Source organism: Nocardia cyriacigeorgica (assembly GCF_010858045.1).
Taxonomy (GTDB): domain Bacteria; phylum Actinomycetota; class Actinomycetes; order Mycobacteriales; family Mycobacteriaceae; genus Nocardia; species Nocardia cyriacigeorgica_E.
The window spans coordinates 33089-52429 of record NZ_JAAGVC010000012.1 but is presented as its reverse complement, the minus strand read 5'-3'; the positions used below and the strand labels follow the sequence as shown (position 1 = coordinate 52429).

Genomic DNA, 19341 nt, shown 5'->3' with positions numbered 1-19341 from the left:
GCCGCACCGGCGGCGACCCCGCGGCTGGTGTCAGCGAACGGTGTGCACGATGAGGACGTCCGAGCGCGATTTGCGCGCGACGTCCGAGGGCACCGAGCCGAGCAGGCGCCCGGTCAGGGTGTTGAGGCCGCGGTTACCGACGACGAGCAGATCGGCCTGGGTCTCCTTGACCAGGTCGAGCAGCGATTCGACCGGCTCGCCGACGATGGCGCGCTCGACGATCTCCTTGGCGCCCGCGGCGGTGGCCCGGTCGCGGGCGGTGCGCAGGATCTCGTTGGTCGGCGCGGAACCGCGCACCTGGTAGGCCTCGTCCTTGAGCACATCGGCGGCCGCGGCGACCTCACGGTCGTCGGTCGGGTAGTAGGCGCAGGCAACGATCAGGGTCGAGCCTGCGGCCCCGGCCAGTGCGGCGGCCTTGTCGACGGCGACATACGACGAGTCCGAGCCATCGGTACCGACGACAATGGTCCGGTAGGCGGTCATCTCTCCTCCAACTGTGCGGGTCGGACGCCTGCGTCAGGTTTTTCGTCCCGGCGTGTCGGGGCTTCGGCGCGGCGACTGGGTCGACCATAGCGGCAATACGCCCGGAATTATCAGAATTCGCAACACATCACATTCGGAGTGTTCACCCGCGGTGGCAGCGGCCCGGCCTGGGCGAATACCGCATGGCCTGCTCTACCTGGGCGGACCCAAACCGGCCCGGGCTGGGCTGTGATCTGCCACAACATCGGTGAACGACGTTGCCGCTCTGGGACATTCATCACATGCCCGGTGCCGGAAACAGCTCCGGCCCGTCCGCGATCACGAACGGGCCGGCGGCCGGCAGGTACTGGGCTCAGGGCCACTGCCGGTAGTCGGCCCAGAAAATACCCAGAATCGCGCCGATGATGTCCATGCGTTCCCTTTCACTGCGGATGCGGACCGCAATATTAGCGCGTGCGCTCCGTCACAGGCTGAAAAGCGGTCCGGTGATGGTCAATCCCAGTTCGTCGGTGTGGGCGAAGAAGGCGAACAGCATCAGCGACGCTCCCGCCAGCGCCAGATCCTTGTTGAACTGGATCATCTCCATCTGCTTGGCCTCCGCATCGGTTTCGGACCAGAACCCGTGCATGAGCACCGCCGTCGGCAGCAGCATGATGAACAGCAGCAGCGCACCGAGATCGGCCCAGATGCCGAGCAGCACACTCAGACCGCCGAGCGCCATCAGCAATCCCGAAACGAGCACTCCGGCCTTGGCCGCGGGCACACCCCTGCTCTGCGCGTAACCGGTCATCGCCTCGGTCTGAGTGAAGTGACCGATGGCCGAGCCGAAAAAGAGCACAACGAACAACACCCGGCCGATCAACACCACGACATCCATGTCCAGCTCCTCGTTTCGCCGGTGGGTAGATGATGCGTAATTCAACCACTCGACCGGCCGGTGTTCGGCCGGAAATGATCTATCGGAACTGTTCCGGTATCTCCTCGCCGCGCGGGAGCATTTTCGCGGTGACCTCGTTGCGGGCGCGAAGGGTGTGTTTGGCATATTCCGCCGGCGCCATTCCGACTTCCGCGGTGAATTCGCGGGTGAAATGCGCCTGATCGTAATAGCCGAGCTCGGCCGCCAGTGCCGCCAGATCCTCGGCCCGGCCCCGGGCGAGCAGGTCGGCCGCGTCTTGGAGCCGGTAGCGGCGCAGCACCCATTTCGGACCGGCGCCGACATAGCGCCGGAACAGCCGTTGCAGGGTGCGGATCGACACCGCGTAGCGCTCGGTGACCTGATCGACACGGGTCAGTTCCTGGTCGCCTGCCATCGCCGCGACGATGCGCCGCACCAGGTCGTAGTTCGGGTCGGGCGCGGACAGTCCGCGGCCGAAGAACGATTCGACGATGTCGCGGCGGCCCGCATCGCCGGGCTCGGCCAGTACCGCGGCGGTGAGCCGATCCGCGTCGGGCAGCACCTCGGCCAGGGCGACGGTGCGGTCGCGGAATTCGCCGACGTCGAGTCCGGTGAACGCGCCGAATCCGCCCGCGCGGAACCGGATCCCGAACGTTTCACCGGCGCCGGACAATTCGCGGACGAACTTGGTGGTGCAGACGCCGTTGACGAAGCCGCCGGTCTTGACGTCGGACCGCTCGAAGGTGACGTTCACGCACGGAAACGGCAGCACCTCGGCGATATACGGCGGCCGGCCGCGTAGATCCCAGCGCACCGACCAATACCAGTCGATGAACTCGGCCACCGCCGGACCCACCGGCAGCCGGTTCAGGGTGCGATACCTGGCCTGCTCGTCCGGATGCAGGATCCCTTTGCGCCCGGTGAGGGCGCCGCGATCACCCCGCTCGGCCATGGTGTCGCTTTCTTACAAGATCACCGCGGCCGTAGCGCCGAGGATGAAAGACATGACAAGCACTGTGAATCCGATTCCCGACGGCTACCACTCCATCACCTGTTTCCTGGCCGTCGCCGACGCCAACAAGGCGATCGACTTCTACACCGAGGTCTTCGGCGCCGAGATGATCACCCGCAACGATCTGCCCGACGGTCAGCCCGCCCACGCGGAGCTGAAGATCGGCGATTCCACGCTCCAGCTGGGCATGCCGATTCCGGACAACGGAGTGCTCGCACCGAACGGCGAGTGGGTGCACACCTCCCTCGTGCATTACTGCCCCGACACCGACGCGGCCGTCGCCCGTGCGGTCGAGCGTGGGGCCCGCTGTGTCGAAGAACCGCAGACCTTCGTCACCGGCGATCGTTTCGGCGTGATCATCGACCCGTTCGGCCACCGGTGGGCGGTGATGACCAAGGTCGAGGATGTCTCGCGGGAAGAGGCCGAGCGCCGCGTGAACGAATGGATGGCAACCCAGGGCTGAGCACTGTTCATTCCGGGCCGGGCGGCCGGGCGCCGTCGGCTGCGGCGGCACCCGGCCCGGGAGCCGCCGCGGGGCCGGCCGGCGAGCGGCGGCCCCGCAGCGCTCCGGACGACGAGACCCGGTGGCCGACGACACCACTCAGCTCAACCCGGCCGCATCCATTCCGCGTAGCTCCTTTTTCAGGTCGGCGATCTCGTCGCGCAGCCGACCGGCGAGCTCGAATTGCAATTCGCGCGCGGCGTTCATCATCTGGTCGGTCAGTTCCTTCACCAGGTCGGCCAGTTCGGCGCGTGGCATGGACTTCACATCGCGGCCCTCGATGACGCCGGCGCTCACCGCCCGCCCCGGCTCGCCCTGGGCGCGCCTGCCGCGGCTGGCGTTGCGGCCCGAGCCGCCGACGGCGACCTCGTCGTCGGCCTCCTGATACACCTGGTCGAGGATGTCGGCGATCTTCTTGCGCAGCGGCTGCGGGTCGATGCCCATTTCCTCGTTGTAGGCGATCTGCTTGGCGCGGCGGCGTTCGGTCTCGTCGATGGCGTGCCGCATCGAATCGGTGATCTTGTCCGCGTACATGTGCACCTCGCCGGACACGTTGCGCGCCGCGCGGCCGATGGTCTGGATCAGGCTGGTGCTGCTGCGCAGGAACCCTTCCTTGTCCGCGTCGAGGATCGCCACCAGCGACACCTCGGGCAGGTCGAGGCCCTCACGCAGCAGGTTGATGCCGACCAGCACGTCGTATTCGCCGAGGCGCAGCTGCCGCAGCAGTTCCACCCGGCGCAGGGTGTCGATCTCCGAATGCAGATACCGCACCCGTACCCCGAGACCGAGCAGATAGTCGGTGAGGTCCTCGGCCATCTTCTTGGTGAGGGTGGTGACCAGGACGCGTTCGTCGCGGTCGGTGCGTTGACGGATCTCGTGCACCAGATCGTCGATCTGGCCCTTGGTCGGTTTGACGATCACCTTCGGATCCACCAGACCGGTCGGGCGGATGACCTGCTCGACCACCTCACCACCGGATTGCCCCAGCTCGTAGTTGCCGGGGGTGGCCGACAGGTAGACCGTCTGCCCGATCCGCTCGGCGAACTCTTCCCAGGTGAGCGGCCGGTTGTCGATGGCCGACGGCAGCCGGAACCCGTATTCGACGAGGTTGCGCTTGCGCGACATATCGCCTTCGTACATGCCGCCGATCTGCGGCACCGTGACGTGCGACTCGTCGATGACCAGCAGGAAATCCTCGGGGAAATAGTCGAGCAGCGTCGCGGGCGCCGACCCGGCCGGGCGGCCGTCGATATGGCGCGAATAGTTCTCGATACCGGAGCAGAACCCGACCTGACGGATCATCTCCAGGTCGTACTGGGTGCGCATGCGCAATCGCTGCGCCTCGAGCAATTTGCCCTGCCGTTCGAATTCGGCGAGCCGCTGCTCGAGCTCGGCCTCGATATCGTGAACCGCGCGCTCCATCCGATCGGGGCCGGCCACATAGTGGGTGGCCGGGAAGATCCGCAGCGTATCCACCTGGCGCACCACATCACCGGTGAGCGGATGCAGGTAATACAGCGCGTCGATCTCGTCGCCGAAGAATTCGATACGGACCGCGAGCTCCTCATAGGAGGGGATGATCTCGACGGTATCGCCGCGCACCCGGAACGAGCCGCGCGTGAAGGCCATGTCGTTGCGGGTGTACTGCACATCGACCAGCAGCCGCAGCAGCGCGTCCCGATCGACCTCGGTGCCCACCTGCAGCTGCACCGAGCGGTCGAGATAGGACTGCGGGGTACCGAGGCCGTAGATGCACGACACCGACGCGACCACCACCACATCGCGGCGCGACAGCAGGCTCGACGTCGCCGAATGGCGCAGCCGCTCGACATCGTCGTTGATCGAGCTGTCCTTCTCGATATAGGTATCGGTCTGCGCGATATAGGCCTCGGGCTGGTAGTAGTCGTAGTACGAGACGAAATACTCGACCGCGTTGTGCGGGAGCATCTCGCGCAGTTCGTTGGCCAGCTGCGCGGCGAGCGTCTTGTTCGGCGCCATCACCAGCGTCGGCCGCTGCAGCCGCTCGATCAGCCACGCGGTGGTGGCCGATTTACCGGTACCGGTGGCGCCGAGCAGCACCACATCGCGCTCCCCCGCCTTGATGCGGCGTTCGAGCTCATCGATGGCGGCGGGCTGATCACCTGCGGGCTGATGCGGGCTGACGACCTCGAACCGGCCACCGGCGCGTTCGATCTCGCCCACCGGACGGAACTCCGAATGGGCCAGCGGGGTGCCGCCCTGTTCGTCGGCCGGGATCTCGGTTGCGAATGCCATGGTCACCAGGGTAGGCGCAGCCACCGACAGATTTCGGCCGAGGAGAGCCGCGCCACGACCGGCCTGGACAACGGCATCGCTGACGGTAGATTCTCGGGACATGACTCAGGCACCATCCGTGCACGTGCACCGGCCGAAGGTGGAGTACTTCAACGTCGCCGAGCTCACCAACACCGATCCCAAGGGGTTCGTCCGGCCGGTGCAGAACTACCGCGTCGAGCCGTGGGGCCTGTACATGGCGCGCACCGCCGATCATCCGTCGTTCCACTACATGGAGTCGTGGCTGCTGCCCGAGCTGTCGATCCGCGCGACGGTGTTCCACTACACCGCCGCGCATCTGCGTAACCAGGACTACTACATCGATATCGGCGAGTTCACCGAGGTCGAACCCAAGAAGTGGCGGTCGGTGGACCACTATCTCGATCTGCTGGTGCGCACCGGACGCGATACCCGTCTGCTCGACGTGGACGAACTGCTGGCGGCGCTGCAGGCCGGTCTGGTGGACGCGGCCACCGCGGAAAAGGCGATCGCCACCGCCACCGCGGCCATCGACGGTATCGCCGCGCACGGCCACGACCTGCTGGCCTGGACCGCTTCGCGGGGTATGCCGCTCAGCTGGCTGTGAGCGGCGATCAGGCCTGCTCCGCGCGCCACCGCATGATCTTCGGGTACGCCTGGTCGAACCACGGTTCCTTCACCGCCAGGTAGGCCACCATCGCCTCGTCACCGGACAAGCCCGCGGCCTTCGACTCCCCCTCGCGCTTGACCCGCGCGTACTCCTCGCGGGCGCCGGCATCCGTGCGCAGCCAGTCCCGGAAGGCCAGCGCGAACTGCTGACCGGGCGAGCCGTCGACACGCAGGTGCACATTGGCCGGACGGCCCGGGTCGGCGCTGCCGTGGAACCGCTTGGCCCACAGCTCGGTGTCAACGCCCTCGGGATCGGCCTCGGTCGGCTTCGGGTTGTCGTGCACGATCCGGGAGACCACCGGGAATCCGGCCGCGCCCAGTGCGTCACGCAGGCCGTCGGCGGCGGCGAGATCGGCCACGGTGATCTGGATATCGATGACGTCCTTGGCGAGCAGTCCCGGCACCGCGGTCGACCCGACGTGATCGATGCGCGAGGCCGCCGCCCCCGCGACCACCCACAGCCGGGCGATCAACCGCTGCGCCTGCGCCGCCCACTGCGGATCGGGTGCGACCAGCCGCAGTTCGGTCTCGGCCACCCGGGCGGTGCGCATGTTGTGCTCGAAGGGCACAAGTCGTTCGTCCCACAGCTGGTGTACAGCGGATTCGATGGCTTCGGCCGGCCCGTTGTTGTCGAGCAGGACGTCGGCGACGGCCCGTCGCTGCTCATCGGTGGCCTGGGCCGAAATGCGGGCGCGCGCATCGGCTTCGGGCACGCCGCGCGAGTGCACGAGCCGCTGGATGCGGGTCTCGGCGGCCACGTCCACCACGATCACCAGATTCATCAGCGGCGCCAAGCCGTTCTCCACCAGCAGCGGAATATCTTGCACGACAATGGCATCCGGCGCGGCAGCGGCCAGCAGTTCAGTGGTGCGGCGGCCGACCAGCGGGTGCGTGATCGCGTTCAACCGGGCGCGCGCGTCGTCGTCGGCGAAGGCTCTGGCCGCCAGCGCGGGCCGGTCCAAACTACCGTCGGCGGCCAGAATATCGGGGCCGAAGGCCTCGACCAGAGCGGCGAGCCCCTCGGTGCCCGGCGCGACGACCTCGCGCGCGATCGCATCCGAGTCGATCACCACCGCGCCCCGTTCGGCGAGGATCCGCGCCACGGTCGACTTGCCGGCACCCATGCCTCCGGTGAGGCCGATTCGTAACATCCGACCAGTTTCGCATCCGGGCGGCCGAGCTCCCATTCGGTACCCATCCACGGGCGGTGCCGCCACGAACAGTGGATGCGGGCCGACGACGCCCCGCGTGAATCGGGGCCGGAAATCCGCGGCACCGCATGGAATCGGCCTTCGCTTTCGCTAGCAATATGCCGACCATGCTGGATACCCACTCCCGCATCCCTTTTCACCACCCTGCACCGCAATTGCCCGTTCCGTGACGCGGCCGAGACCATCTCGCAACATTTCCTGCCGAAGTCGGTTTCCAAGCGATAACTTTCCGACACGCCGGGCAATTACTTCGGCAAAATACACTGCCGACGACTTCGGGTCCGCTAATCTTCGCCGTGGCGATCCAGGCCAGAACCATCAAGCAAAGGAAGACCATTGGGCACCAGTAACAACCAGACGGGTCGCCACCGCCTGGGAATGGCGGGAGGCGTGCACTGCATCGAAATCCCCGCCGTCGCGGCTGCGCTCGCCGAGCATCGCCGCACATGGTTCACCTCGTTGATCAGTCCGGCTCGGCATAGTTTCGCCGCCATGCGCCGGCGTTCCGTGACGCCCTCGGTGCGCTGGGTTCCCGCCACCGCGGGCTGACGCCCACTTCCACGACAGTGGCCCGGTCCTCGCGACCGGGCCACTGTCGTGCGCGTCGACGACTATCGCCGCGGCAGCTGCGGCGACAGTCCCAGCGAATGCACCAGGTCGAGCATCTCGGCCCGGAACAGCCGCGCCGGATCCTGCGCCAGCGGGCGCAGATGGCCGTACACCTCGAGCGCGACCAGCCCGTGCATCCGGCCCCACATGCGCAGCGCGAGAGCCAGCCCCGCGGGCGGGAGATCGGGGAAATCGGTGCGCACATGGTCGACCAGATCGGCGTCGAAATCCGTCCACGCGAATTCCGGAGAGGTGTCCGCGCGGCCGTCGGCGCCGTGCGGCCAGGCCGCGGCGGCCAGCCCGACCAGGCCGGTGCAGGCCCGTAGCCGCGCCCCGGCGGCGGGGCCGCCGGGCGGGGGTTGGTAGCCGGGGACCGGGTCACCGTAGATCAGCCGGAATTCGGCGGGTCGCGCCACCGCCCAGTCCCGCACCGCCTCGCCCCACGCGATGATGCGAGCACCCGGATCATCGGCGGCGATGGCGTCGCGGGCCGCTTCGACGCGGTCCAGCAGCGCCGTGTAGACCTCGGTGATCAGCGTCGAGATGAGTTCGTCGCGAGTGGCGTAGTAGCCGTAGATGGCGCCCGCCGTCATGCCCATCTCGCGGGCGATGGCCCGCAGTGTCACAGCATCGGGACCGCCCTCGTCGAGCAATCGCAGCGCGACCGTCTTGATCTCCTGCGCCGTCTGAGCACGCAGCCGCTCTCGCCGACTCGTCATCGCCTCCACCACGGTTGACACTCTACAGCGTGCGAGTACCATCTGCCGTGCAGTAACTGAACGCCGTGTAGTAATTGCACGGCATGTACAGCAGAGGAGTCGGGATGGATATCGGGGTGTTCGGCGCGAGCGGGGTCATCGGTTCGCGGGTGGTCGAGGAGGCGCGGCGGCGCGGGCATACGGTGCGGGCGTTCGCCAGTGATGCGGCACGGTTTCCCGCGGCGCGCGAGGGCGTCAGCTGGCAGGTGGCGGACTGGCGCGATGCCGATAGTGTCGCGGAGGCTATCGCCGGCCTGGATGTGGTGGTCAGCGCGGTGAATGCGGGACATGGAATCGAGGACACCATTGCCAAGGCCGACGATTTCGTGGTCGGTGCGCGGGCGATGGTGCGGGCGATGACCCGTCATCCGGCGCTTCGGCTGATCGCAGTGGGCGGTGGCGGAAGTTTGGAGGTCGCGCCCGGGATGCAGCTGGTGGATCAGCCGGGGTTCGCCGAGGGGCTGCCGGAGAATCTCGGGGTCCCGGTCGAGTATCACCGGGTGATCTCGGCGCTGCGCGAGGCGTTGAACGTGTACCGGCTCTCCGACCGGCAGTGGACGTACCTGAGCCCGTCCTCGGGGCGGATCGATCCGGGTGTGCGCACCGGCCGCTACCGCCTCGGCGGCGATCAGCTCCTGGCGGCCGATACCGATATCTCGGCCGAGGATCTCGCGGTCGCGCTCATCGACGAGGCCGAGAATTCCCGGTTCGTGCAACGCCGGTTCACTGTCGCCGCCGCCTGATTGCCCCCTCGCCGCAGGTCCTGCCTGCGGCGATCCGGGCGGGCGGCCGAGATCACCGGGCCCCGCACCGGTGATCGGCCCGGACAAGCCCGAAGGCCCCGGTCCATTGCGGACCGGGGCCTTCGGTGTTGCTCTAGCCGTATCAGGCGTTGCCGGAGAGCTTCTCCCGCAGAGCCGCGAGCTGGGCGTCGCTGGCGAGCGAGCCGCCGGCGGACTCGGGCTGGCTGGAGGTGGACTGCGAACCGCTCTCGGAGGAGTAGTTCGACGAGCCGCCACCGTTCGCGGCCTCGGCCGCGGCGTCGGCCGCCATCTTCTCCATCTGCGCGGTGTGCATCTTGTGGCGACGCTCCGCCTCGGCGTAGCGGCCTTCCCACTCCTCGCGCTGCTTGTCGAAGCCCTCGAGCCATTCGTTGGTCTCGGGATCGAAGCCCTCGGGGAAGATGTAGTTGCCCTGCTCGTCGTAGCTGTCGGCCATGCCGTACTTCGACGGGTCGAACTCGGCGTGGTAATCCTCGTTCGCCTGCTTCAGCGACAGCGAGATCCGGCGACGCTCCAGGTCGATGTCGATGACCTTGACCATCGCGTCGTCGCCGACGGCAACGACCTGGTCCGGCACCTCGACGTGGCGCTCGGCCAGTTCGGAGATGTGCACCAGGCCCTCGATGCCCTCTTCGACGCGCACGAACGCACCGAACGGAACCAGCTTGGTGACCTTGCCCGGCACGATCTGACCGATCGCGTGGGTGCGGGCGAACTGACGCCACGGATCTTCCTGGGTGGCCTTCAGCGACAGCGAGACGCGCTCGCGGTCCAGGTCGACGTCGAGCACCTCGACGGTGACCTCGGTGCCCACCTCGACGACCTCGGACGGGTGGTCGATGTGCTTCCAGGACAGCTCGGAGACGTGCACCAGACCGTCGACGCCGCCCAGGTCCACGAAGGCACCGAAGTTGACGATCGAGGAGACCACACCCTTGCGGACCTGGCCCTTCTGCAGCTGGTGCAGGAACTCGCTGCGGACCTCGGACTGGGTCTGCTCCAGCCAGGCGCGACGCGAGAGAACCACGTTGTTGCGGTTCTTGTCGAGCTCGATGATCTTGGCCTCGATCTCCTTGCCGACGTACGGCTGCAGATCGCGGACCCGACGCATCTCGACCAGCGAGGCGGGCAGGAAGCCACGCAGCCCGATGTCGAGGATCAGGCCACCCTTGACGACCTCGATGACGGTGCCCTTGACGGCCTCGTCCTTCTCCTTGAGCTCCTCGATCGTGCCCCACGCGCGCTCGTACTGCGCCCGCTTCTTCGACAGGATCAGGCGGCCTTCCTTGTCCTCCTTGGTGAGAACCAGGGCCTCGACCTCATCACCCACGGAAACGACCTCGTTGGGGTCGACATCGTGTTTGATGGAGAGCTCACGGGAGGGGATGACGCCTTCGGTCTTGTAACCGATGTCGAGCAGGACCTCGTCACGATCGACCTTGACGATGGTTCCCTCGACGATGTCGCCATCGTTGAAGTACTTGATCGTGGCGTCGATGGCGGCGAGGAAATCCTCGGCGGAGCCGATGTCGTTGACGGCTACCTGCGGCGAGGTGACGGTGGTGGGCATATGTGGATTTGCTCCGGACGGATTGTGGTCGGTTGCGGACATTGGATCTTTCGGTACTGTGCGACACACCGAAATTGGGCGCGGTGTGATCACTCGCGCGTTCAGCGTACGCGACCTGCATCGGGCCGGGCAAACCGGTCCCGTCGCCACGCCGATACTCTTACGGCGTGTCGGACGATCGCCATGCGCAAGCAAACGAACTGCTCGGAACCGTTGGTCCGGCACGTGCCCGAATCGATTCCACGGACTCCGAACGTGCCAGCCGGCGCTGGTGGGATGCCGACGCCGGCCAATACCACGATACCCATGCCGAATTCCTCGGTGTCGACTCCCCCGGCGGTGAATTCGTCTGGTGTCCCGAGGGACTGCACGAGGGCGATTGGCATCTGCTCGGCGATATTGCGGGACAGCGCATTCTGGAGATCGGTTGCGGTTCGGCGCCGTGTTCGCGCTGGCTGGCGAGCAATGGCGCGTTCCCGGTCGGCCTGGATCTGTCGGCGGGCATGCTCGCGCACGGGCTGGCCGCGATGGCACGCGGCGGTCCACGGGTGCCGCTGGTGCAGGCCACCGCCGAGGCGCTGCCCTTCGCCGGGGAATCCTTCGACGCCGCCTGCTCGGCGTTCGGCGCGATCCCCTTCGTCGCCGATTCGGCCCGGGTGATGCGCGAGGTCGAGCGGGTGCTGCGGCCCGGCGGGCGCTGGGTGTTCTCGGTGAACCATCCCATGCGCTGGATCTTCCCCGACGATCCCGGGCCGGCGGGGCTGGTGGCCACCACCCCGTACTTCGACCGCACCCCTTATATAGAGGTCGATGCCGACGGCGAGCCCACCTACGTCGAACACCACCGCACCATCGGCGATCGGGTCCGCGAGATCGTCGCCGCCGGCCTGATCCTGGAGGACATCATCGAACCGGACTGGCCGGAATGGCTGGACCGGGAATGGGGCCAGTGGAGCCCGCTGCGCGGCGCGCTGTTCCCCGGCACCGCGATCTTCGTCGCCCGCAAACCCGGCGCCACGACATGAACGACCGGACCGCACGTCGTTCCCGAGCGTGCGGTCCGGTGTCATTCGCCGTCGTCGGCCGATGACCGGCCCGGCCGGGGTTTGCGCCCGGCATTGTCCAGGGCAAGGCGCAGTGCGTATTCGATCTGCGCGTTGACGCTGCGCAGGTCGTCGGAGGCCCAGCGGGCCACCGCCTCGTACACCGCCGGATCGAGCCGGAGCAGGATCTTCTTACGGTCGGCCATCGCGCTCGCCGGTCAGGAGTAGAGCGATCCGGCGTTGACCACGGGCTGGGTCGGTCGATCACCGCACAGCACCACCAGCAGGTTCGACACCATGCCGGCCTTGCGCTCCTCGTCGAGTTCCACCATGCCCTGGGCGGCCAGCCGCTCGAGCGCGAGACCGACCATGCCGACCGCGCCTTCCACGATGTGGGTGCGGGCCGCGACCACCTGCGACGCCTGCTGGCGCACCAGCATGGCCTGGGCGATCTCGGGGGCGTAGGCGAGGTGGGTGATGCGGGCCTCCAGCACCTCGATACCGGCCAGTTCGGTGCGTTCCCGCAGTTCGACGGTGAGTTCCTCGGCGACCTCGCTGCCGTCACGCAGGCTGGTGCGCTCGTCGTCGTGGGCATCATAGGGATGGGTGGTGGCCAGATGCCGGACCGCGGCCTCGGACTGGGTCTCCACGTATTCCTCGTAATCGTCGACGGCGAACGCGGCCTTGTAACTGTCGACCACCCGGTAGACGACCACCGCGGCGATCTCGACCGGATTGCCGTCGGCGTCGTTGACCTTCAGCTTCTGGGTCTCGAAGTTACGCACCCGCAGCGAGATGCTGCGCCGGTCGGTCAGCGGCAGCACCGAGAAGAAGCCCGGTTCGCTCACCGAGCCGATGTAGCGGCCGAAGAACTGCACCACTTTCGCCTCGTTCGGGTTCACCACGATCAGCCCGGTGATCGCGAGCAGCAGCGCGACCAGCACGACCGATCCGGCGATGCCCGCCCCGATCGCGGCGGCGTTGCCGTCCTTGGTGCCGACGACGAAGGCGAGCGCGGTGGCGCCGCCGACGGCGAGCGTCAGCACCAGCCACGTCAGTAGCACCACGAACCCGTTGACGTGGACAGCGGCACGAAGCTTCATGACATCCTCCCGGTATCAAAGTGATATCACGACAATAGCATGGTGCCGCCGTCGTAGGCCTGGTCGTTCCGATCTGCGGGCGGATCAGCTCGCCGGGCGGATATTGCGGTTGAAACGGAACATGTTGTGCGGGTCGTAGACCGCCTTCAGCGCGGCCAGCCGCCGGTAGGTCTCGTCCCGGTACCCGCCCCGCGTCTGCGCCTCGTCGGCCACATCGCCGGCGCCGTAGAGGAAGTTGAGACTGTGGCCGATCGTCCACGGCGCCAGTGCGGCGCGCACCGGAGCGCCGGGCTCGACGGGGCCGGCCCCCGGCTCCGGCATGGTGATCGCCCGCACCACGTAGCGGGCCTCGCGGTGGTCGAGGGCCAGATCCTCGCGGGCCGTACGCAGCGCGCCACCGAGATGCCGGATATCGATGACGGCGCCGAGCCCGGAATCGGGTCCGGCCACCGACAGCAAGGCCTGCAATGCCTCCGGCGTGAGGTCGTCGAGCAGGGCGTTGGTGGCGGCGTAGGCGTGCGGATCGGCCGGATCGGAGTGGATGGTGTGCGATTCGGTGTAGGGCATGCGGCGCAGATCGTCCTTCAGCGGTGTGCCGATCGCCCGGAGCGGCGCGACCAGACGCTCGCCTGCCTCGGCGTCGCCGGCGATCGCGATCCGGATGGAGGCGACGAACCGGCCACGCAGCGGCTGCGGCACCGGCGGGATATCCGGGAAGGCGAGCATGGCGACGGTGGAGGTCACCGTGTCGGGCACGGTCGTGGTCCATTCCCGCCACGCCTCGAGCGCGCGCGGCACCTGGGCGGTGTCGAACATGAGTTGACCGCCGTAGACGGTGGTCACCGGCACCAGGCCCACTTCCAGCGCCGTCACGACGCCGAAATTGCCGCCGCTGCCGAGCACCGCACCGAACAGTTCGTCACCGGGGCGCAGCGTGCGCACCCGGCCGTCGGCGGTGACCAGCTCGATCACGCGGACGTGGTCGGCGGCGTAGCCGTAGGTGCGCCCGAGCAGTCCGAGCCCGCCGCCGAGGAGGTAGCCGACCACACCGACCGAGGGCGACGACCCGTTCAGCGGCGCAAGTCCGTGCCCGGCCGCGGCGTCGATCAACGCGCCGGCCTGTACACCCGCGCCGATACGCGCGGTCGCGGCGTCGGCATCGATGTGGATGCCGGTCATGCGCCGGGTGCTGATGAGCACGCCGCCCTCGGCGGCGACCGACAAGCCGTGTCCGGTGGCCTGCACCGCCACCGGCAGCCGGTGCCTGGCGGCGAATTCGACGGCGGCCCGGACGTCTTCGGTGTGCCGGGCGGCCACGACCACGGCCGGACGGTGCTGGTAGGCGGTCTGGAATCCGGAGATCTCGGTGGCGTACTCCGCGTCCGCCGGCCGGAGCACCGGCGCGGGGAAGGACGGCAATTCCGCCTCGGCGGCTGGAGTGAGAGCGAGGTATTCGGCTGCGATGTTTCCCATGCCTTCGACAGTGCCCCGGCCAGGGCGATAAGGGAAACAGCTAGTTTGTCTTGCTGCCATAATCATCAGTTATGGAATTGCGGCAACTGCGCTACTTCGTCACCGTGGTCGACGAAGGCGGTTTCACCCGCGCCGCGCAACGACTGCATCTGACCCAGCCCGGGCTGAGCGCACAGATCCGGCAGCTGGAACGCGAGCTGGGCCAACCGCTGCTCGAGCGTGGTACGCGCCGGGTCACACCGACCGAGGTCGGCGCCGCGGTACTGGCCGATGCCCGCGCCGCGCTCGCCGCCGCCGAACGGATCGCGCAGACCGTCGACGAGTTCACCGGGCTGCTGCGCGGGCAGGTGCGGGTCGGGCTCATCTCGGGCGCCGCGATGGAGGCCTTCGATGTGCCCGGCGCGCTGGCCGCCTTCCACGACGATCATCCGCAGGTCGGCATCGTGCTCACCGAGGACACTTCGCAGCGCATGCTGGACGCGGTGGGCAGCGGCGAGCTGGATATCGCGGTGGTCGGGTTGACCGGGGCGGAACTCGATCCGGGGATCGCCGTCGACGTCATCCTCGACACCGCGGTGGTGGCCGCCGTCGCCGCCGACGACGGCACCGAGGGCGCGCTGATGCCGCTGCGCGATCTTCGCGACCGCCAGCTGATCTGCCTGCCCGCAGGCACCGGCATTCACGGCGTACTCCAACGTGCGTGCGCGGCAGCGGGTTTCACCCCGAATATCGCGTTCGAAGCCGCGGCGCCGCCACTGTTGCTGCGGCTGGCGGCGCATGGGCTCGGTGTCGCGGTGGTACCCGAACTCACCGAGGCCGAGGCCGCCGCGTTCGGCGTCCGAGCGCTGCCCATCGCGCAACCCGAACTGCGCGGGCAGTTGGCCATCGCCTGGCGCACCGCCCGCCCCATGCCTCCGGCGGCGAAAGTGCTGCTCGGCCAGCTACGCATCGCGCTGGCACGGCCGACGGGCGCGACGCCGGCGGCCCCGGGTCCGGCGCGCTGACACCGCACCGGGTCGTCCGAACGCCGCGTCCGGGAATCTCGCGATCAGAGCAGCCGCGACAAGAACGCCTTGGTGCGTTCGTGTTTCGGCTCCGCCAGCACCGCACGCGGCGCGCCGGCCTCGACCACCACTCCCCCGTCCATGAACACCAGCTGGTCGGCGACCTCGCGGGCGAAACCCATTTCGTGGGTGACCACGACCATCGTCATGCCATCATCGGCGAGCTCGCGCATCACGGTGAGCACCTCGCCCACCAGCTCGGGGTCCAGCGCGGAGGTCGGCTCGTCGAACAGCATCAGCTTCGGGTCCATCGCCAGTGCCCGGGCGATCGCCACCCGCTGCTGCTGCCCGCCGGACAGCTGCGCCGGATACGCATTGGCCTTGTCGGCCAACCCCACCCGATCCAGCAATTCCTTGGCCCGGCCCACCGCCTCCGACTTGCGCATCCTCTTGACCTGAGTCGGCGCCTCGATGATGTTCGCGAGCGCGGTGCGGTGCGGGAACAGGTTGAAGTGCTGGAAGACCATGCCGATATCGCGGCGCTGCCTGGCCGCTTCCCGCGGATGCAGCTCGTAGAGCTTGTCGCCCTTCTCCCGGTAACCGACCAGCTCGCCGTCGACGTAGAGCCGTCCGGCATTGACCTGCTCGAGATGGTTGATGCAGCGCAGGAACGTCGACTTGCCCGAACCGGAGGGCCCGACCAGGCACAGCACCTGCCCACGCTGCACCTCCAGCGAGATCCCCTTGAGCACCTGGAGCGCCCCGAAGGATTTGCACACCCGATCGGCGACGATCATCGGCTCGGCCGCGGAATCGGCGCCACCCTTCATCGCATCGCTCATTTCGCCTTCACCACATTCTGCGCATCGGCCAGTTCCTGCAACTGTTTGGCGGTCAGCTGCCGCGAGACCCCGCGCGAGAAGTAGCGCTCCAGGTAGTACTGCCCGACCATCAGCACGCTGGTGATGGCCAGGTACCAGGTGGCGATGACCAGCAGCAGCGGGATCGGCAGGAAGTTGACGCCGTAGATATCGCGGGCGCGGCCGAACAGGTCGGTACTGAGCGGGATCGCGGTCACCAGCGAGGTGGTTTTGAGCATGCCGATCAGTTCGTTGCCGGTGGGCGGGATGATCACCCGCATCGCCTGCGGCAGCACCGTCCGGCGCATGGTCTGCGACCACGTCATGCCGAGCGCGACCGACGCCTCGCGCTGCCCCTCACCGACCGAATTGATGCCGGCGCGCACGATTTCGGCCATATACGCGGCCTCATTGAGGCCGAGGCCGATCACCGCGAAGGCGAACGCGGCCTGCAAGCCCTGCACATCCAGCTCCACCAGCTGCGGCCCGAACGGCACCCCGAGGGTGATCTGCTTGTACAGCGAGGGCACCAGTCCCCAGAACACCAACTGCACGAACACCGGTGTGCCGCGGAAGATCCACAGATACACCCACGCGGTCGACCGCAGCACCGGATTCGGTGACAGGCGCATCACCGCGAGCAGCGCGCCGAGCAGCACCGCGATCGCCATGGACAGCACCGTCAGCTCGAGCGTGACGACGGCGCCCTCGGCGATGCGACTGTCGCGCAGGTACCGCCAGTAGACGTCCCAGCGGTAGGCCGGATTCGTCGCGGCGCCATAGATGAACAGCCCGACCAGCACCAGGATGGCGGTCGCGGCGAGCCAACGCCCCGGCCTGCGCAGCGGGACGGCCTTGATCGGCTCCGGCTCGGTCTGTGATTCGCTCATTTCATCCCTTCGGCGCGCCGTTGATGACGGACTCGGTGATCGCGCCCTCCTGCACACCCCAGTTCTCGGTGATCTGGCGGTACTTGCCGTTGTCGATCAGATGTTGCAGCGCCTGCTGCAGCACCGGGGCCAACGGCGACCCCTTGGCCACCGCCCAGCCGTAGGGCGCGGCGTCGACGACCGGGCCCGCCGGTTCGATCTTGCCCTCGGTGAGCTTGATGGCATACGCGGTGACCGGCGAATCGGCCGACATGGCGTCCACCTGGCCGAGCACCAACGCATTGGTCGCCGCGCTCTGCTCATCGAAACTCTGGATGATGATCGGGTCCTTGCCCGCCGCTTCGCAGGCCCGGCTCTTGGCGGGCAGCTCTTCCAGATGCTCGAAGGTGGTGGCCTGCACCGCCACCCGCTTACCGCAGGCATTGTCCGGGTCGACCGGCCGGTCGGCGCGCTGGGCCCATTGCACGCCCGCGCTGAAGTAGGTGACGAAATCGACCTGCTTCTCCCGTTCGAGCGAGTCGGTGATCGAGGACATGCCCACGTGGTAGGTGCCGGCCTGCACGGCGGGAATGATCTTCTCGAACGCCGACTCGATGTATTCGGCGCGCAAGCCGAGCACTGTGGTCACCGCGTCCATCAGGTCGACGTCGAATCCGGCGATATTGCCGTCGCTGTCGCGGTACTCATTGGGCTGATACGGCACGTTCACCCCCACCTTCAGCACCCCGGACTGCCGGATCTCCGGCGGCACCAGCGCCGCGAGCTCGGGCACCTCGCTCACCGGCACCTTCGCGACGTCGGGTAGATCCTCGGTGTTGTGCGTGCAGCCGGTGACCGCGAGCACGATGGCACCGAGCACTGCGGCCACCAGTATCGCCCAGCGTCCACGCCCGCCGGGTTCGGTTCGATCAGCCACCGCAGCCTCCACCTTCCGGTCCGGAGTACCCGACCCCACCCTTCTCGCGATCCAGGCGACCGAGCACCCGCGTACCGGACAGTAGCGGAGAATCCGGCCCCTGCGGTCCAATACACACCGAGCCGTAATGCACGCTCGCCCGCCTCCGGTGCGCGCTCATCGGCGATGCACCCGCGCGCTCACCTGCTCGGTGAACTCACTCGTCGAGGCCAGTCCACCGAGGTCGGCGGTCGCGATCCCGGCTTCCAGCGTCGTCGCGACAGCACGCTCGATGCGCTCGGCGGCCTGGGTCAGCACCGGGTCGGCACGGCGAATTCCCATCCAATGCAACAACATTGCCGATGACAATTGCAGTGCGGCAGGGTTGGCGCGGTTGCGTCCGGCCAGCGTCGGCGCCGCGCCGTGCACGGCCTGGGCCATGGCGCGATCGGCCGAACAGTTCAGCGACGCCGCAAGACCGAGCGAACCGCTCAGCTCCGCGGCCAGATCCGAGAGGATGTCGCCGAAGAGGTTCTCGGTGACCAGGACATCGAAGTCGCCGGGCGCGCGGACCAGGTGCGCGGCGGTGGCGTCGACGTGTTCGTCGTCGACCCGCACACCCGGATACTGGTGCGCCACCTCGTAGCAGACGTCGCGGAACAGGCCCATCGTCATCGGCAGCACATTGGCCTTGTGCACGATCGTCACCCGTTTGCGCCGGGTGCTCGCCAGCCGCATGGCCTCGTGCGCGATCAGTTCGCAGGCTCGACGGGTGACCACGCCGACGGACATGGCGACGTCTTCGGTCGGCCGGAACTCACCGGTTCCGGCGAACATATTGCGGTCGGCGTAGAAGCCCTCACTGTTCTCCCGCACGATCACCAGGTCGATATCGGGGGCGGCCGCGCGCACACCGGGGAACGCCCTGGCCGGACGGATATTGGCGTACAGGCCGAAATGTTTGCGGATCGCGCCGCCCGGAGCCGCCCGGTGTTCGGGCGGATAAGAGGCGTTGTCGTGCGGGCCGAGGATCCAGCCGTCCAGCTCGGCGAGCGCGTCGAGGGTGTGCTGCGGCAACGCGCTGCCGTACTCGGCGATGGCGCGGTGGCCGATCGGTAGCCGCACCCAGTCCACGGCGGCCGCGCCGGAAGCCACCAGGGCCTCGTCGACCACGGCGCGTGCCGCGCCCACCACCTCGGGGCCGATGCCGTCGCCGTCGATCAGCCCCAATCGCAGCGGTTCACCACCTGTTTGCTTCGACTCGTGCACCCCGACATCCTGCCGTCGCCG

19 protein-coding genes are annotated in these 19341 nt (G+C 68.0%); 5 read left to right on the top strand and 14 right to left on the bottom strand.

Annotated elements, in window-relative coordinates:
* Positions 1-30: 30 nt before the first annotated feature.
* The 3 genes from GV790_RS13880 to GV790_RS13870 all read right to left on the bottom strand — a co-directional run bounded on the left by GV790_RS13880 (position 31) and on the right by GV790_RS13870 (position 2330).
* On the bottom strand, positions 31-483 hold the full coding sequence (locus GV790_RS13880; RefSeq protein WP_014350356.1) for a universal stress protein: 453 nt from the start codon (positions 481-483) through the stop codon (positions 31-33).
* Between the two features lie 463 nt (positions 484-946).
* Positions 947-1360, bottom strand: coding sequence for a DoxX family protein (locus tag GV790_RS13875; protein WP_163813760.1), 414 nt, complete (start codon positions 1358-1360; stop codon positions 947-949).
* A 79-nt stretch (positions 1361-1439) separates the two neighbouring features.
* Positions 1440-2330 (bottom strand): helix-turn-helix domain-containing protein, encoded by an 891-nt coding sequence (locus GV790_RS13870; protein ID WP_163813759.1) that lies wholly within the window; start codon positions 2328-2330, stop codon positions 1440-1442.
* 52 nt (positions 2331-2382) lie between these two features.
* On the opposite strand from GV790_RS13870, the gene GV790_RS13865 reads away from it, so the two are divergent.
* The gene (locus GV790_RS13865) at positions 2383-2853 is read left to right on the top strand and encodes a VOC family protein (protein ID WP_163813758.1); all 471 of its coding nucleotides are present in this window, start codon (positions 2383-2385) and stop codon (positions 2851-2853) included.
* Between the two features lie 138 nt (positions 2854-2991).
* Here GV790_RS13865 and uvrB read toward each other — a convergent pair whose 3' ends face one another.
* Entirely contained in the window at positions 2992-5166 is a 2175-nt protein-coding gene (gene uvrB / locus GV790_RS13860; RefSeq protein WP_104359525.1) for an excinuclease ABC subunit UvrB, read from the bottom strand.
* A gap of 100 nt (positions 5167-5266) precedes the next feature.
* Here uvrB and GV790_RS13855 point away from each other — a divergent pair, with 100 nt between their 5' ends.
* Positions 5267-5791 (top strand): DUF402 domain-containing protein, encoded by a 525-nt coding sequence (locus GV790_RS13855; RefSeq protein ID WP_163813757.1) that lies wholly within the window; start codon positions 5267-5269, stop codon positions 5789-5791.
* A gap of 7 nt (positions 5792-5798) precedes the next feature.
* Here the strand turns inward: GV790_RS13855 and coaE are convergent, their stop codons facing one another.
* Both coaE and GV790_RS13845 read right to left on the bottom strand, forming a co-directional pair.
* Entirely contained in the window at positions 5799-7004 is a 1206-nt protein-coding gene (coaE, locus tag GV790_RS13850) for a dephospho-CoA kinase (RefSeq protein ID WP_163813756.1), read from the bottom strand.
* Between the two features lie 671 nt (positions 7005-7675).
* On the bottom strand, positions 7676-8392 hold the full coding sequence (locus tag GV790_RS13845; protein ID WP_195007339.1) for a TetR/AcrR family transcriptional regulator: 717 nt from the start codon (positions 8390-8392) through the stop codon (positions 7676-7678).
* Positions 8393-8496: 104 nt separating this feature from the next.
* On the opposite strand from GV790_RS13845, the gene GV790_RS13840 reads away from it, so the two are divergent.
* Positions 8497-9174, top strand: a complete 678-nt coding sequence (locus GV790_RS13840) for an NAD(P)-dependent oxidoreductase (protein ID WP_163813754.1) — start codon at positions 8497-8499, stop codon at positions 9172-9174.
* 142 nt (positions 9175-9316) lie between these two features.
* Here GV790_RS13840 and rpsA read toward each other — a convergent pair whose 3' ends face one another.
* Positions 9317-10783: a 30S ribosomal protein S1 gene (gene rpsA / locus GV790_RS13835; RefSeq protein WP_014350347.1), complete on the bottom strand. Its 1467-nt coding sequence runs from the start codon at positions 10781-10783 to the stop codon at positions 9317-9319.
* Positions 10784-10950: 167 nt separating this feature from the next.
* On the opposite strand from rpsA, the gene GV790_RS13830 reads away from it, so the two are divergent.
* A complete protein-coding gene (locus GV790_RS13830; protein ID WP_163813753.1) occupies positions 10951-11808 on the top strand; it encodes a class I SAM-dependent methyltransferase in 858 nt (285 codons plus the stop codon).
* 41 nt (positions 11809-11849) lie between these two features.
* Here the strand turns inward: GV790_RS13830 and GV790_RS13825 are convergent, their stop codons facing one another.
* From GV790_RS13825 to GV790_RS13815, 3 genes are all read right to left on the bottom strand, one after another.
* Positions 11850-12032, bottom strand: coding sequence for a hypothetical protein (locus tag GV790_RS13825; RefSeq protein WP_163813752.1), 183 nt, complete (start codon positions 12030-12032; stop codon positions 11850-11852).
* A 12-nt stretch (positions 12033-12044) separates the two neighbouring features.
* Positions 12045-12929: an SPFH domain-containing protein gene (locus GV790_RS13820; protein ID WP_163813751.1), complete on the bottom strand. Its 885-nt coding sequence runs from the start codon at positions 12927-12929 to the stop codon at positions 12045-12047.
* Positions 12930-13013: 84 nt separating this feature from the next.
* Positions 13014-14402 (bottom strand): FAD-binding oxidoreductase, encoded by a 1389-nt coding sequence (locus GV790_RS13815; RefSeq protein WP_163813750.1) that lies wholly within the window; start codon positions 14400-14402, stop codon positions 13014-13016.
* Between the two features lie 71 nt (positions 14403-14473).
* Between GV790_RS13815 and GV790_RS13810 the strand changes: the two genes are divergently transcribed.
* On the top strand, positions 14474-15406 hold the full coding sequence (locus GV790_RS13810) for a LysR family transcriptional regulator (protein WP_163813749.1): 933 nt from the start codon (positions 14474-14476) through the stop codon (positions 15404-15406).
* A gap of 44 nt (positions 15407-15450) precedes the next feature.
* Here the strand turns inward: GV790_RS13810 and GV790_RS13805 are convergent, their stop codons facing one another.
* From GV790_RS13805 to GV790_RS13790, 4 genes are all read right to left on the bottom strand, one after another.
* Positions 15451-16203, bottom strand: a complete 753-nt coding sequence (locus GV790_RS13805; protein ID WP_163813824.1) for an amino acid ABC transporter ATP-binding protein — start codon at positions 16201-16203, stop codon at positions 15451-15453.
* A 41-nt stretch (positions 16204-16244) separates the two neighbouring features.
* Entirely contained in the window at positions 16245-17156 is a 912-nt protein-coding gene (locus GV790_RS13800; RefSeq protein WP_163813748.1) for an amino acid ABC transporter permease, read from the bottom strand.
* A 1-nt stretch (position 17157) separates the two neighbouring features.
* Positions 17158-18072 carry an ABC transporter substrate-binding protein gene (locus tag GV790_RS13795; RefSeq protein ID WP_280213557.1) on the bottom strand — a complete coding sequence of 305 codons (915 nt, stop codon included), beginning with the start codon at positions 18070-18072 and terminating at the stop codon, positions 17158-17160.
* Between the two features lie 156 nt (positions 18073-18228).
* Positions 18229-19320: an isocitrate/isopropylmalate dehydrogenase family protein gene (locus GV790_RS13790; RefSeq protein ID WP_163813747.1), complete on the bottom strand. Its 1092-nt coding sequence runs from the start codon at positions 19318-19320 to the stop codon at positions 18229-18231.
* Between the last annotated feature and the right edge of the window lie 21 nt (positions 19321-19341).

Coding starts and splice junctions, on each gene's coding strand:
- GV790_RS13810 (WP_163813749.1), top strand. CDS start 14,474: ATGGAATTGCGGCAACTGCGCTACTTCGTCACCGTGGTCGACGAAGGC.
- GV790_RS13815 (WP_163813750.1), bottom strand. CDS start 14,402: ATGGGAAACATCGCAGCCGAATACCTCGCTCTCACTCCAGCCGCCGAG.
- GV790_RS13800 (WP_163813748.1), bottom strand. CDS start 17,156: ATGAGCGAATCACAGACCGAGCCGGAGCCGATCAAGGCCGTCCCGCTG.
- GV790_RS13880 (WP_014350356.1), bottom strand. CDS start 483: ATGACCGCCTACCGGACCATTGTCGTCGGTACCGATGGCTCGGACTCG.
- GV790_RS13870 (WP_163813759.1), bottom strand. CDS start 2,330: ATGGCCGAGCGGGGTGATCGCGGCGCCCTCACCGGGCGCAAAGGGATC.
- GV790_RS13820 (WP_163813751.1), bottom strand. CDS start 12,929: ATGAAGCTTCGTGCCGCTGTCCACGTCAACGGGTTCGTGGTGCTACTG.
- GV790_RS13840 (WP_163813754.1), top strand. CDS start 8,497: ATGGATATCGGGGTGTTCGGCGCGAGCGGGGTCATCGGTTCGCGGGTG.
- GV790_RS13825 (WP_163813752.1), bottom strand. CDS start 12,032: ATGGCCGACCGTAAGAAGATCCTGCTCCGGCTCGATCCGGCGGTGTAC.
- GV790_RS13875 (WP_163813760.1), bottom strand. CDS start 1,360: ATGGATGTCGTGGTGTTGATCGGCCGGGTGTTGTTCGTTGTGCTCTTT.
- GV790_RS13855 (WP_163813757.1), top strand. CDS start 5,267: ATGACTCAGGCACCATCCGTGCACGTGCACCGGCCGAAGGTGGAGTAC.
- GV790_RS13865 (WP_163813758.1), top strand. CDS start 2,383: ATGACAAGCACTGTGAATCCGATTCCCGACGGCTACCACTCCATCACC.
- rpsA (WP_014350347.1), bottom strand. CDS start 10,783: ATGCCCACCACCGTCACCTCGCCGCAGGTAGCCGTCAACGACATCGGC.
- GV790_RS13845 (WP_195007339.1), bottom strand. CDS start 8,392: ATGACGAGTCGGCGAGAGCGGCTGCGTGCTCAGACGGCGCAGGAGATC.
- coaE (WP_163813756.1), bottom strand. CDS start 7,004: ATGTTACGAATCGGCCTCACCGGAGGCATGGGTGCCGGCAAGTCGACC.
- uvrB (WP_104359525.1), bottom strand. CDS start 5,166: ATGGCATTCGCAACCGAGATCCCGGCCGACGAACAGGGCGGCACCCCG.
- GV790_RS13805 (WP_163813824.1), bottom strand. CDS start 16,203: ATGATCGTCGCCGATCGGGTGTGCAAATCCTTCGGGGCGCTCCAGGTG.